Origin of the sequence: Ensifer sp. KUDG1, assembly GCF_050434285.1 — a bacterium.
Classification (GTDB): Bacteria; Pseudomonadota; Alphaproteobacteria; order Rhizobiales; family Rhizobiaceae; genus Ensifer.
In genome coordinates, this window is record NZ_JBNDIG010000016.1 from 1 (window position 1) to 13,204 (window position 13,204).

Annotated in this window: 10 protein-coding genes; 5 read left to right on the forward strand and 5 right to left on the reverse strand. The window is 63.0% G+C overall.

Annotated elements, in window-relative coordinates; genetic code table 11:
• Positions 1–210: 210 nt before the first annotated feature.
• From mmsB to M2267_RS28540, 4 genes are all read right to left on the reverse strand, one after another.
• A complete protein-coding gene (mmsB, locus tag M2267_RS28525) occupies positions 211–1,107 on the reverse strand; it encodes a 3-hydroxyisobutyrate dehydrogenase (protein WP_043625090.1) in 897 nt (298 codons plus the stop codon).
• 58 nt (positions 1,108–1,165) lie between these two features.
• Positions 1,166–2,224 carry an enoyl-CoA hydratase/isomerase family protein gene (locus M2267_RS28530; protein ID WP_429119291.1) on the reverse strand — a complete coding sequence of 353 codons (1,059 nt, stop codon included), beginning with the start codon at positions 2,222–2,224 and terminating at the stop codon, positions 1,166–1,168.
• Between the two features lie 23 nt (positions 2,225–2,247).
• Positions 2,248–3,390 carry an isobutyryl-CoA dehydrogenase gene (locus tag M2267_RS28535; protein ID WP_429119292.1) on the reverse strand — a complete coding sequence of 381 codons (1,143 nt, stop codon included), beginning with the start codon at positions 3,388–3,390 and terminating at the stop codon, positions 2,248–2,250.
• Positions 3,391–3,585: 195 nt separating this feature from the next.
• Positions 3,586–5,004: a helix-turn-helix domain-containing protein gene (locus M2267_RS28540; RefSeq protein ID WP_429119293.1), complete on the reverse strand. Its 1,419-nt coding sequence runs from the start codon at positions 5,002–5,004 to the stop codon at positions 3,586–3,588.
• A gap of 158 nt (positions 5,005–5,162) precedes the next feature.
• Here M2267_RS28540 and M2267_RS28545 point away from each other — a divergent pair, with 158 nt between their 5' ends.
• The 5 genes from M2267_RS28545 (at position 5,163) to M2267_RS28565 (ending at position 12,683) form a co-directional block, all read left to right on the forward strand.
• On the forward strand, positions 5,163–6,695 hold the full coding sequence (locus M2267_RS28545) for an acyl-CoA carboxylase subunit beta (protein WP_402325177.1): 1,533 nt from the start codon (positions 5,163–5,165) through the stop codon (positions 6,693–6,695).
• Positions 6,696–6,706: 11 nt separating this feature from the next.
• Positions 6,707–6,997 carry a hypothetical protein gene (locus tag M2267_RS28550; protein WP_429119294.1) on the forward strand — a complete coding sequence of 97 codons (291 nt, stop codon included), beginning with the start codon at positions 6,707–6,709 and terminating at the stop codon, positions 6,995–6,997.
• 32 nt (positions 6,998–7,029) lie between these two features.
• Complete coding sequence (locus tag M2267_RS28555) at positions 7,030–9,033, forward strand: acetyl-CoA carboxylase biotin carboxylase subunit (protein ID WP_429119295.1); 2,004 nt, start codon at positions 7,030–7,032, stop codon at positions 9,031–9,033.
• A 167-nt stretch (positions 9,034–9,200) separates the two neighbouring features.
• Entirely contained in the window at positions 9,201–11,339 is a 2,139-nt protein-coding gene (gene scpA / locus M2267_RS28560) for a methylmalonyl-CoA mutase (RefSeq protein WP_429119296.1), read from the forward strand.
• A gap of 21 nt (positions 11,340–11,360) precedes the next feature.
• On the forward strand, positions 11,361–12,683 hold the full coding sequence (locus M2267_RS28565) for a hypothetical protein (RefSeq protein WP_429119297.1): 1,323 nt from the start codon (positions 11,361–11,363) through the stop codon (positions 12,681–12,683).
• Here M2267_RS28565 and M2267_RS28570 read toward each other — a convergent pair.
• Positions 12,664–13,203 carry a hypothetical protein gene (locus M2267_RS28570; protein WP_429119298.1) on the reverse strand — a complete coding sequence of 180 codons (540 nt, stop codon included), beginning with the start codon at positions 13,201–13,203 and terminating at the stop codon, positions 12,664–12,666. The genes M2267_RS28565 and M2267_RS28570 overlap by 20 nt on opposite strands.
• Between the last annotated feature and the right edge of the window lies 1 nt (position 13,204).

A 13,204-nucleotide genomic window follows, 5' to 3' on the forward strand; every position in this document is an offset into this window, starting at 1 on the left:
CTAGAGCGAAGGTCGTCGTCGCCAGCAGCGCCGCCGCCCTCGTCAGTGATCGGGCTTATAGACCCCCATCCCCGAACACGTCAACAGGGATTTTCATGGACCCGACATAATTCTAACAACGTATTGAAAACAAACGGTATTTCTATCAACAAGCAGCAACGGTCACTTTCCGCACATGAAAACGGGCGGAAAACCGCCGGCAAAGGTGGGTTAACCGGCCTTGGCCTCGTCGTTGCCCCGCAGCAGGCGGATCAGAGCCGAAAAGTCCTCGCCACCATGACCGAGCTTCTCGAACATCGAATAGAGTTGCGCCGCCTGCGCGCCCATCGGCGTCGTCGCTCCGGCGGCACTCGCCGCCTGCTGCGACAGCTTCAGATCCTTCAGCATCAGGCTTGCGGCAAAGCCCGGCTTATACTCGTTGTTGGCAGGCGAGGTCGGAACCGGGCCGGGCACCGGGCAATAGGTCGTCAGCGACCAGCACTGGCCGGACGAGGTCGACGCCACGTCGAACAGCGCCTGGTGCGACAGGCCGAGACGCTCCGCCAACACGAAAGCCTCACAGACACCGGCCATGGAAATGCCGAGGATCATGTTGTTGCAGATCTTTGCCGCCTGGCCCGCACCGACACCGCCACAATGGACGATCTTCTTGCCCATGGCGTCGAGCAGCGGCTTGCCGCGCGAAAAAGCCTCGTCGCTGCCGCCGACCATGAAGGTCAAGGTGCCAGCCGAAGCACCGCCGGTGCCACCGGAAACCGGCGCGTCGAGCGAGGGGCAGCCGATCTTTTCCGAGAGCGCATGCGCCTTGCGGGCGCTATCGACGTCAATCGTCGAACTGTCGATCAGCAGCGTGCCCGGATCGACGAAACCGAGAAGCTCGTCCCAGACGTAAAGGACATGGGCGCCGGCCGGGAGCATGGTGATGACGCATTCGGCGCCGCGCACCGCATGTGCAATCGAGCCGGCAACGGAAACACCGGTCTTCGCCGCAGCGTTGCGCGAGGCCTCCGACAGGTCGAAGCCCGTGACCGCATGGCCCGCCTTCACCAGATTGGCGGCCATCGGACCGCCCATATTGCCGAGCCCGATAAAGGCGATCTTCGTCATGGCATTCCTCCTCGCATTGAAACCCGGCCGAAGCCGAACCGCGCCCCGTCCTCAGGCGCTAGAACAGTGATAGATGATCCTTCCCGTCGAAGCGCGACAGCAGGGCCGGCGTGACATCGGAGAGCCCAACCGACCATTTCGGATTGCGGTCCTTGTCGATCACTGCGGCGCGCACGCCTTCGTAAAAGTCTGGATTGGCGAGCATGCCGAGCGTCGCGGAATACTCCCGCTCCAGGCATTCGTTCAACGAGACACTGCGGCGACCGGCACGCAGGAGATCGAGCGTCAGCTTCATGCTGAGCGCGGAACGGGAGTTCAGGAGCGCAAGCGTTTCCCGGGCGAAATCGGAACCATCGGCTTCGAGCGCCGCGAGGATCTCTTCGATCGTATCGAAGGCAAAGCAACGGTCGATCAGGGCAAGATGGTCTTGAAGCGGCGTTGCCGGCGCTTGCGAAGCATGCTTGGCAATCACGCCGTCGACATCCGCAATGCGCGTGCTCGGCGCGAGTGCGGCGAGGCCAACGATCAGTGCTTCCAGCTTGTCCGCAGCCACAAAACTGTCCGCGAGCCGCGCATGGATCGCGTCGGCCGCAACGATATCCCGGCCGGTGAGACCGAGATAGGTGCCGAACTCGCCCGGTGCCTTTGGCAGCAGCCAGGTGGCCCCGACATCCGGGAAGTAACCGATGCCGGTTTCGGGCATTGCAAGCCGGGTGCGCTCGGTGACGATCCGATGGCTGCCATGAGCGGAAATCCCGACGCCGCCGCCCATGACGATGCCGTCCATGATAGCGATATAAGGCTTGCGGTAGCTGGAGATGCGGCTGTTGACGACGAACTCCTCGCGCCAGAACTGGGCGCCCTCCTCCGGACGCTCGCGGCCGCTTTCATAGATCATGCGGATATCGCCGCCGGCGCAGAGCCCGCGCTCGCCCTCACCGGTCACAAGCACGGCGGCCACTGCCGGGTCGTTTTCGAATGCGGTCAGCGCTTCGGCGATCAACCGGATCATCGGCACGTTGAGGCTGTTGAGCGCGCGCGTACGGTTCAACCGGATCCGACCGATCGCGCCCTGGCGCTCGACGATCACTTCCGGTGCTGGCGTCTGCATTTCCATGAGCGGTCTTTCCCGTTTCTGGCCTATTTCCGGCCGATAAGCGAACGCGCAACGATGAGGCGCATGATCTCGTTGGTGCCCTCAAGGATCTGGTGCACCCGGAGGTCCCTGACAATCTTCTCGACGCCATAATCTGCGAGATAACCGTAGCCGCCATGAAGCTGCAGCGCGTCGTTGGCGACGGCGAAGCAGCGGTCGGTGACGAAGCGCTTGGCCATGGCGCAGAGTTTCGTCGCTTCCGGGTCGCCGGCATCGAGCGCCGAAGCGGCGCGCCAGAGGAAGGTGCGGGCGATTTCGAGATCGGTCGCCATATCGGCGAGGCGGAACTGCAGCGCCTGGAATTCGCCGATCGCCTTGCCGAAGGCGCGACGCTCCTGAACGTAGGCCAGCGCCTTTTCGAAGGCGGATTGAGCACCGCCAAGCGACGCGGCCGCGATATTCAGGCGGCCACCATCAAGCCCACCCATGGCGATCTTGAAGCCGTCGCCTTCGCCGCCGAGGCGGTTTTCAGCGGGTACCCGCACGCCGTCGAGCATGACGGCGCGGGTCGGCTGCACGTGCCAGCCCATCTTCTTCTCATTGGCACCGAAGGTAAGTCCCGGCGCATCCTTCTCGACGATGAAGGTCGAGATGCCCTTGGGGCCGTCCTCGCCGGTTCGCGCCATGATCACGTAGAGGCCCGATTCGCCGGCCCCGGAGATGAACTGCTTCTGGCCGGTCAGGACATAATCTTCGCCGTCCTTGACCGCCTTGGTCTTCAGCGCCGCGGCGTCCGAGCCGGAACCGGGCTCGGTCAGGCAGTAGCTTGCGAGCACGTCCATCGTCAGGAGCTTGGGCAACAGCCGCTGGCGCTGCTCGTCGCTGCCGTAGCGGTCGATCATGCCGGCGCACATGTTGTGGATCGACATGAAGGAGGCGACGGCCGGACAGCCGGTCGCCAAGGCTTCGATGATCATTGCAGCATCGAGCCGCGTCAGGCCCGTGCCGCCGACATCGTCACGGACATAGATGCCGGCCATGCCGAGCGCCGCGGCCCCGCGCAGCGTATCGACCGGAAAATGCTTCTGCTGATCCCAGTCGATCGCGTGAGGGGCGATCTCGTCGCGGGCGAAATCGAGCGCCATTTGACGAATGGCCTCCTGTTCCTCCGACAGGCGAAATTCCATATGCATGTCCTCCCTGACCGCATACCGCTGCAGATTTCCTTAAAACCCGCAGCAACTCAGAGCGCCACAGCGACCTTTAAGCGTCTCAGAGGACGCACGTCGCTGCAGGCAATTGAGGCCTAGTTACACCAACTTTCCGCCAGGCCCAGATGCAACTTCTCACAGGGTCTGTTCAAAAATGAACAGACGGCCCGATCAACTCTCGCTTAGACGATACGGCAGAGCGCCACGTAAGTCATGATCCACAATCAGGCGACGCTTCAAGGGCGGTACGGCGCGGCTCGCGCATTTCGTCCTTTCGCAGATACGGCAGGAAATGCCGATCGGGTCGAAGGCGGCACGGTTGCCGAGGTCCATGTCGTCGGCATAGACGAAGGCGTCGGCGTAGGAGACCTCGCAGCCGAGCGCCAGCGCATAACGCGGCTGCGCGGCGCGGAAACCGCCGCCACCCTTGGTGATCTGGGTGGCGAGACAGAGATAGCGAACGCCATCGGGCGTTTCGGCCAGTTGCCGGATGATCCGGCCCGGCGTCTCGAAAGCCTGGTGCACGTTCCAGAGCGGACAGGCGGCGCCGAAGCGCGCGAATTGCAGCTTGGCGGCGCTATGGCGCTTGGTGATGTTGCCGGCGCGGTCGATGCGGGCAAAGAAGATCGGGATGCCCTTCTGCCCCGGCCGTTGCAGGGTCGAGAGGCGATGGCAGACCTGCTCCAATGAGGCGCCGAAGCGGGCGGCGAGCAGCTCGATATCGTGTCTCAGGTCGCGGGCGGCCCTTGAGAATGCCTGGTAGGGCAGGATCAGTGCACCGGCAAAGTAGTTCTGCAGGCCGATGCGACAGATCTCATAGGCCTCTTCGGTGCGGAAACCGGCGCTGCCGGCCACCCGGTCGATCTCCTCGCGGGCGTGAAGCTGGGCGATCTGTAGGGCGATCTGAAAATCGCGCGTCGCGGGCGGGGCATAGGGGTTGAGGGTCAGGATACGGGCACGCGGATCGAAGCGACGGATGGCCTCGTCGCCGGCGGCACCGCGTACGACACGGACGCCATGGCGTTGCTCCAGGTGGCTTGCCAGTGCCGCGTGGTTGTCGCCTTCGCCGAGCCCGAGTTCACTCGCCAGCCGCTCCGCGAGCATATCGATCTCGTGGATGTAGTTGTCGACGAAATGGAAGAAGTCGCGCACTTCCTCATAAGGCGTGGTTTCGACGAAAGGCCCGCCGCGGCCGATCGTGTCGTCGATGCTTGCAAGCTGCTCGCTGTTGCGGCGATAGGCCTGGTGGCAGGTGATCAGCGCATGCGCCAGCCCCGGCGCGTTCTGGGCGACGAGCTTCAACTCCTGCAGGCTCGCGGAATAGGTTTCAAACAGGGGGTCGCTGAGCGCTTCCGAGAGCGCCGAAAGCAGGCGATCGCCCTCTCCTGTCGAAAGTTCGGCAATATCGATCTGGAATTTTTCGGCGAGCGCCAGCAGAACCGCCGCCGAAACCGGCCGCTGGTTGTTCTCGATCTGATTGAGATAGCTGGTGGAAATGCCGATGCGTTCAGCGAACTGGCCCTGTGTCGCCTTGTTTGCTTCGCGCATTTCCCGGACCTTGCGGCCAATATAGAGCTTGCCGATCGCCATGTTTGCAACTTTGCAATTTACGTTTCACAAATTTCTCTATTTCACATTTGCACATGAAGAGACGTTTTTCCATCCAACCTTCGACGCTATTGCGAAGGTCGAAGTGCCTCTGCACAATCATTGAAAAAGCCGGGCATTAAAAAAATCGGGAGGGCACCATGCGCGCCATACTAGAACAGGTCGAAGCCCGCCGGGCGGAAGCAAGAGCCGGCGGCGGCCAACGGCGGATCGACGCCCAGCACGGCAAGGGCAAGCTGACGGCGCGCGAACGCATCGAGGTCTTGCTCGATGAAGGCTCCTTTGAAGAATACGACATGTATGTCACGCACCGCTGCGTCGATTTCGGCATGGAGGGCCAGAAGGTCGCGGGCGACGGCGTCGTCACCGGCTGGGGCACGATCAACGGCCGCCAGGTCTATGTCTTTTCCCAGGACTTCACGGTGCTCGGCGGTTCGCTGTCGGAAACCCATGCGCAGAAGATCTGCAAGATCATGGATATGGCCGTGCGCAACGGCGCGCCGGTCATCGGCCTCAACGATAGCGGTGGCGCCCGCATTCAGGAAGGCGTGGCGTCGCTGGCTGGTTACGCCGAGGTATTCCGCCGCAATGCCGAGGCCTCGGGCGTCATCCCGCAGATCTCGGTGATCATGGGGCCCTGCGCCGGCGGCGCCGTCTATTCGCCTGCCATGACCGACTTCATCTTCATGGTGCGTGACTCGTCCTACATGTTCGTGACCGGGCCCGACGTCGTAAAGACCGTGACCAACGAGATCGTCACGGCCGAAGAACTCGGCGGTGCGGGCACGCACACGAAAAAGTCCTCCGTCGCCGATGCGGCCTACGAGAACGATATCGAAACGCTGGAACACGTCCGGCTACTCTTCGATTTCCTGCCGCTCAACAACCGCGAGAAGCCGCCGGTCCGCCCGTTCCATGACGATCCGGCGCGGCTCGAAATGCGTTTGGACAGCCTCATCCCCGATAGCGCCACCAAACCCTACGACATGAAGGAGCTGATCCTGGCGCTTGCCGACGAAGGCGACTTCTTCGAGCTGCAGCAGAGCTTCGCCAAGAACATCATTACTGGCTTCATCCGCATGGAAGGCCAGACGGTCGGTGTCGTCGCCAATCAGCCGATGGTGCTCGCCGGCTGCCTCGATATCGACAGTTCGCGCAAGGCCGCGCGTTTCGTGCGCTTCTGCGATGCCTTCTCGATCCCGATCCTGACGCTGGTCGACGTGCCTGGCTTCCTGCCCGGCACCGCGCAGGAATATGGCGGCGTCATCAAGCACGGCGCCAAGCTGCTCTTCGCCTATAGCCAGGCGACCGTGCCGATGGTGACGCTGATCACCCGCAAAGCCTATGGCGGCGCCTATGACGTCATGGCCTCCAAGCACATCGGCGCAGATGTCAATTATGCCTGGCCCACCGCCGAGATCGCCGTGATGGGCGCCAAGGGCGCGACCGAAATCCTCTATCGCTCGGAGCTCGGCGACGCCGAGAAAATCGCGGCGCGCACGAAGGAATACGAGGAGCGCTTCGCCAATCCGTTCGTCGCCGCCGAGCGTGGCTTCATCGACGAAGTGATCATGCCGCATTCGTCGCGTCGCCGCATTGCTCGTGCCTTCGCATCCTTGCGTAACAAGCAGGTCGATGTCCGCTGGCGCAAGCACGACACGATCCCGCTCTGATGGAGGCGATGATGGAACGGGAGCCGGAGCGCGTGATGACGCCGGAAGAAGCCCGACGCGACCACTGGCAGATGCTGCGCTACATGACCGTCAACGCGCTGATCGGCGTGGCGATCGGGGCCATAACGGCCGGCGTTCTCATCTGGTTCAATATCGGCGCGGTCGGCACCCACATCATCCGCTCGACGAGCCCGGTGCTTGCCACCCTCATGGTCGTCGTGCCCTTCGGGCTGCTTTTCGGCGGCGCTGCAGCGGCATCCTCGATCGCGCTTCTGCCCTATCGCCGCAAGTTCAAACGCTGACGCGCAGTCCTCAGGATTTGAAAGAGAAACAGATGTTCAAGAAAATCCTCATCGCCAACCGTGGTGAAATCGCCTGCCGCGTCATCAAGACCGCAAAGAAGCTCGGCATCGCCACCGTTGCCGTCTATTCCGACGCCGATCGCGACGCGATGCATGTGCGCATGGCTGATGAGGCCGTGCATATCGGACCGTCGCCCTCCGCGCAGTCCTATATCGTCATCGACAAGATCATCGATGCTATCCGCAAGACCGGCGCCGATGCCGTTCATCCGGGCTATGGCTTTCTCTCGGAAAATGCCGCCTTTGCGCAAGCGCTTGAGAAGGAGGGTGTTGCCTTCATCGGCCCTCCTGTCGGCGCGATCCAGGCGATGGGCGACAAGATCACCTCGAAGAAGCTCGCGGCCGAAGCGGGTGTCTCCACGGTGCCTGGCCACATGGGCCTGATCGAAGATGCCGACGAGGCGGTCCGGATCGCCGGTTCGATCGGCTATCCCGTGATGATCAAGGCGTCCGCCGGCGGCGGCGGCAAGGGCATGCGCATAGCCTGGAACGACCAGGAGGCGCGCGAAGGCTTCCAGTCCTCGAAGAACGAGGCGAAGAACGCCTTTGGCGACGATCGCATCTTCATCGAAAAATTCGTGACCGAGCCGCGCCATATCGAGATCCAGGTACTTGGCGACAAACACGGCAATACGCTCTATCTCGGCGAGCGCGAGTGCTCGATCCAGCGTCGCAACCAAAAGGTCATCGAAGAGGCCCCCTCGCCCTTCCTCGACGCCGAGACCCGCAAGGCCATGGGTGAGCAGGCGGTCGCGCTTGCCAAGGCCGTCGGCTACCACTCGGCCGGCACCGTCGAATTCATCGTCGACGGCAAGCGCAACTTCTACTTCCTCGAAATGAACACCCGGCTGCAGGTGGAACATCCGGTGACCGAACTCATCACCGGGCTCGATCTCGTCGAGCAGATGATCCGGGTTGCCGCCGGCGAAAAGCTCGCCTTCGGCCAGGACGACGTGAAGCTCAACGGCTGGGCGATCGAAAGCCGGCTCTATGCCGAAGACCCCTATCGCAACTTCCTGCCGTCGATCGGCCGGCTGACGCGCTATCGTCCCCCGGTCGAGGGCACAAGCGACAACGGAACGGTGACGCGCAACGACACCGGCGTCTTCGAGGGCGGCGAGATCTCGATGTTCTACGACCCGATGATCGCCAAGCTCTGCACCTGGGGACCGGACCGGCAGACGGCGGTCGAGGCCATGGCCGACGCGCTCGATCAGTTCGAGGTCGAAGGCATCGGCCATAACCTGCCGTTCCTGTCGGCCGTCATGCAACAGCAGCGTTTTAGAGAAGGCCGGCTGACGACCGCCTACATCACGGAAGAATTCGCCGACGGCTTCCATGGCGTTGCGGCGGAAGCGCCGGCGCTGCGCAAGCTTGCCGCCGTCGCGGTTTCGGTCAATCAGGCCCTGCAAGAGCGCGCCAGCCAGATTTCCGGGACGATCGGCAATCACCGGCGCGTGGTCGGCCATGACTGGGTGGTCAGCCTCGGCGATCACGCCTTCGCGGTAACGGCAGGGTCATCCGCCGACGGCGCCTTCGTCCGATTTGCCGATGGCAGCTCGGTTACCATCGCCGGAGACTGGGTGCCTGGTCGCACCCTTGCCACCTTCAACATCGACAATGAACCCTTGAGCGTCAAAGTCGATCTAGTCGGAACCGCCATCCGGCTCCGCTGGCGCGGCATCGACGTCGTCACGCATGTCAGAAGCCCGCGGGTTGCGGAGCTGGCGCGGCTGATGCCGAAGAAGCTGCCGCCGGATACGTCGCGCATGCTGCTGTGCCCGATGCCGGGTGTGATCACCTCGGTCACGGTCAAGGCCGGCGATACGGTCGAGGCCGGACAGGCGCTTGCCGTGGTTGAAGCGATGAAGATGGAGAACATCCTGCGCGCCGAAAAGAAGGCCGTGGTCAAGCGCGTGGCGGTCGCCGCCGGCGCCAGCCTCGCGGTCGACGAACTGATCATGGAATTCGAATGACTGTCATAGCCGCCCTCATTCCTGTGCTTGTCACAGGAATCCAGCAGCGTCGCGTCTGCGATGCGAAGAATTCACTCTTTCACGCGAAGGACTTCGCGTGACTGGATCCCTGTGACAAGCACAGGGATGAGGCAAGGAAGGCGCCCTTTTTGGGCAAGGAGCTAACGATGAGCCAAAAGACCATCAAGGACTGGGAAACGCTCGCCGAGCGCGAACTGAAGGCCGCGCCGGAAAGCCTCACCTGGCAGACGCCCGAAGGCATCGCGGTGAAACCGCTCTATACGGCTGATGACCTCGACGGCATCGATCATCTCGCGTCACTACCGGGCTTCGAGCCGTTCGTGCGCGGGCCGCGCGCCACCATGTATGCCGGCCGCCCCTGGACGATCCGCCAATATGCCGGCTTCTCCACGGCCGAAGCGTCCAACGCCTTCTACCGCAAGAACCTCGCGGCGGGACAGAAGGGCCTCTCGGTTGCCTTCGATCTCGCGACCCATCGCGGCTACGACAGCGACCATCCGCGCGTCGAAGGCGATGTCGGCAAGGCGGGTGTTGCGATAGACTCGGTCGAGGACATGAAGATCCTGTTCGATGGCATTCCGCTCGAGGAGATGTCGGTGTCGATGACCATGAACGGCGCGGTGATCCCGATCCTCGCTTCGTTCATCGTCGCCGGCGAGGAACAGGGCGTGTCGCGCGACAAGCTCTCAGGCACGATCCAGAACGACATCCTCAAGGAGTTCATGGTCCGCAACACCTATATCTACCCGCCGGAACCCTCGATGCGCATCGTCGCCGATATCATCGAGTATACGGCGAAGGAGATGCCGAAGTTCAATTCGATTTCGATCTCCGGCTATCACATGCAAGAGGCCGGGGCGACGCTAGTGCAGGAGCTCGCCTTCACGCTTGCCGACGGGCGCGAATATGTGCGCGCCGCCCTTGCCAAGGGGCTGAACGTCGATGAATTCGCCGGGAGGCTTTCTTTCTTCTTTGCGATCGGCATGAATTTCTTCATGGAGGCGGCGAAGCTTCGGGCGGCGCGCCTGCTCTGGACCCGGATCATGCAGGAGTTCGAGCCGAAGAAGCCGTCATCGCTGATGCTCAGGACCCATTGCCAGACATCGGGCGTCTCGCTGCAGGAGCAGGATCCCTACAATAACATCATCCGCACCGCGTTTGAGGCAATGTCGGCGGCCCTCGGCGGCACGCAATCGCTGCACACCAATTCCTTCGATGAAGCGATCGCGCTGCCGACGGAGTTTTCCGCCCGCATCGCCCGCAACACCCAGCTGATCCTGCAGCACGAGACCGGTGTCACCAAGGTCGTCGATCCGCTCGCCGGTTCCTATTATGTCGAAAGCCTGACCAACGAGCTCGCCGAAAAGGCTTGGGCGCTGATCGAGGAGGTCGAAGCGATGGGCGGCATGACCCGTGCGGTCAACGCCGGCCTGCCGAAGCGACTGATCGAAGAGGCGGCAACGCGCCGCCAGGCCGCCGTCGACAAGGGCGAGGAGATCATCGTCGGCGTCAACAAGTACCGCCTCGACAACGAAGAGCCGATCGACATTCTGGAAATCGACAACAGTGCCGTGCGCGCTGCACAGATCCGCCGCATCGAGGAGACCAAGCGGCGGCGCGACAGCGCGAAGGTGAAAGAGATCCTTGCTGCGGTTTCAAAGGTCGCATTGAGCGGCGAAGGCAACCTCTTGGCGGCCGCCGTCGAAGCGGCGCGAGCGCGCGCCACCGTCGGCGAAATCTCCGATGCGATGCGCGGCGCCTTTGGCGACCACGCCGCCACCCCCAAGGTCGTCAGCAAGATCTACGGCAAGGCCTATGAGGGCGAGCCGGAACTCGAAGTGCTCTCCGGGCGTCTCGACGAAGTCTCGGCGAAACTCGGCCGCAAGCCGAAGATCATGGTCGCCAAGCTCGGCCAGGATGGCCACGATCGCGGCGCCAAGGTGATCGCGTCGGCCTTTGGCGACATCGGCTTCGACGTGCTTGCCGGGCCGCTGTTTCAGACGCCGGAGGAAGCGGCCGACATGGCGCTTGCGAGCAAGGTCAATGTCATCGGCGTCTCTTCGCTTGCTGCCGGCCACAAGACGCTGATGCCGCAATTGGCCGAAGCGCTGAAGAAGCGCGGTGGCGAGGATGTCATCGTCATCTGCGGCGGCGTCATCCCGCGCCAGGACTATGACTACCTGATGGAGAATGGTGTCTCCGCGGTGTTCGGTCCCGGCACCAACGTGCTCGACGCGGCCCGCGCCGTGCTCGACCTGATCGAGGGCAAGCGCCGCAACATCTGATGCCGGGCGACGCGGAGGGCATTGTCCCTCCGTTCGCCCCAAGCGGTTGTCGTTACCGGCCGACGCAACTATGGTGTCGGCATGACGTCGATCGCCGAAGTGTTCGGACCCTTTGCCCTGATGGCGCGCCTCTTCGCCCGCTTCTGGCCGCAGCTCCTGCTGATCGGCGCCTGCGGCGCCATCGCGCACGACCTCCTGATGCGGGCAGCGGTCTGGATCGGGATGCAGCATCCGCTCGGTGGCATGGTCACGCTCTCCCTTGTCGTGCTGGCGAAGCTCGTCGTCATCGTGCTGATGTTCATGGTCCTTCGACCGGGCTTGCCGGCACTCGAAGCGCTCCGCCAGCAACCGGCGACGGCGCCTGTCGAGACAAAGGCGCCTATGGCCGAGCGCAGGCTGCTCGCCGTCACAGCCGCTGCCCTGCTGCCGTTCTTTGCCTACTACGCCGCCTGGGGGTTTCTCGGCGATACCGTGCGCGAATATTCGCGATCAGCACTTGCTGCCGTGGCTTTCGGCGAAAAAGCCAACTTCTTCGATATTCTGGGATCGCGCGGCGTTCTCGTGTCGATCGCGTTCTGCTGGCTGTTGCGCTGGGGCGCAAAACGCATGAGCAAACGGAGCGAAGCGCCCTTCTGGCGTCTTCTGATCGTGGCCGCAGATGCCAGCTGGATCTTCATCGGTCTCTACGGCCTGTCGGTCTGGAAGGACCAGGTGATCACCTGGCTTGGCGCCGGCAAGCTTTTGAGCATGAACGGCTTCGCCTTCACCGGCATTGCGTACGCCGCCGAGACCTTCGTGCCGGTGGAACTGAGAAAGCCTGACTGGAATAGCGAGGCGACAGGCCTGTTCTTCTATGCGCTCCTTCCGGTCATCTGGCTGGTCATGGCGGCCATCATCAACGGCTACGAACTTTCGAGCGCAACACAGCGCGCCCGGCCGGCATCGGCAAAGCCGCGCCGCGCCCGCACGCTGCGCAAATGGGTCGCCGATTTTCTCGACCACTTCGTCAGCGATTATCGCTCCCGTTATGCGCCGATCTGGACCTGCCTGAAGCTGACGCTCGGCTCGGGACTGGCGGCACTATTCGCTTTCATCGTCGCCTACAATGCCATTTCCTGGCTCGGGGCCTGGGCCTGGTATGCGGCCACACGGACGCTGGACGTGGCTGATTTCGCGAACTGGCGGCTCGTTTTCAATGCCTTGAGCCTTTTCATCGGCAGTCCCAGCGATCTCAACGGCGGCATCGTGCTCGATTCCCTGCGCATCACCCTTTTGGCAGCGATGCTCGAACATGCCGTTTCCCGTCAGGCCGATAAGGCAGAGATCAACTACGCGTCCACTTGAGCACCAGCGTCTCGTCACTGGCGCCTGGATATTCGATCCGGAGCGAAAGATCCCGCGCCTCCGCCGGAACGATGAAGCTCTCGGCCATGCGGACGGCCGTGCCGGCCTTGGCATCGGCAAAGGCCAGGACACTGCAGCGCGGACGCTCGGCCACCTCCGGATACATCTTTCGCACGATCGGCTCGGTCAGGGTGACCGGTTCGAACTGACGTCCTTTGCCGTCGATCAGCCGGACGCGGCAGGCGCCCTTCGACAAAGCGGCGAGATCGGTCGACGATGCCTCGAATTCGGCGAGAATAACGCGTGCGTCGTCGGTGCGCGGCAGGCGCCGCATATCCATAAGCTTCCATTGCCCGCCGGCGAAGGCCTGCGCTGCCCCATCTTCGACGACGATTTCCGCACTGCCGCCGGCGAGCCATTGGCTCTCAAGAAGGCTGTCCCATGCGCGGGCGACGAAGGCGAGTGGCAGCGCGATAATCAGGACCAGCAGGCAGGTCCAGAAGGTGCGTTTCTCGCTCATG

Bases quoted from the DNA above. Each gene is read 5' to 3' on its own strand.
- M2267_RS28530 (WP_429119291.1), bottom strand. From the start codon at position 2,224: ATGGAAATGCAGACGCCAGCACCGGAAGTGATCGTCGAGCGCCAGGGC.
- M2267_RS28550 (WP_429119294.1), top strand. From the start codon at position 6,707: ATGGAACGGGAGCCGGAGCGCGTGATGACGCCGGAAGAAGCCCGACGC.
- scpA (WP_429119296.1), top strand. From the start codon at position 9,201: ATGAGCCAAAAGACCATCAAGGACTGGGAAACGCTCGCCGAGCGCGAA.
- M2267_RS28570 (WP_429119298.1), bottom strand. From the start codon at position 13,203: ATGAGCGAGAAACGCACCTTCTGGACCTGCCTGCTGGTCCTGATTATC.
- M2267_RS28535 (WP_429119292.1), bottom strand. From the start codon at position 3,390: ATGGAATTTCGCCTGTCGGAGGAACAGGAGGCCATTCGTCAAATGGCG.
- M2267_RS28540 (WP_429119293.1), bottom strand. From the start codon at position 5,004: ATGGCGATCGGCAAGCTCTATATTGGCCGCAAGGTCCGGGAAATGCGC.
- M2267_RS28555 (WP_429119295.1), top strand. From the start codon at position 7,030: ATGTTCAAGAAAATCCTCATCGCCAACCGTGGTGAAATCGCCTGCCGC.
- mmsB (WP_043625090.1), bottom strand. From the start codon at position 1,107: ATGACGAAGATCGCCTTTATCGGGCTCGGCAATATGGGCGGTCCGATG.
- M2267_RS28545 (WP_402325177.1), top strand. From the start codon at position 5,163: ATGCGCGCCATACTAGAACAGGTCGAAGCCCGCCGGGCGGAAGCAAGA.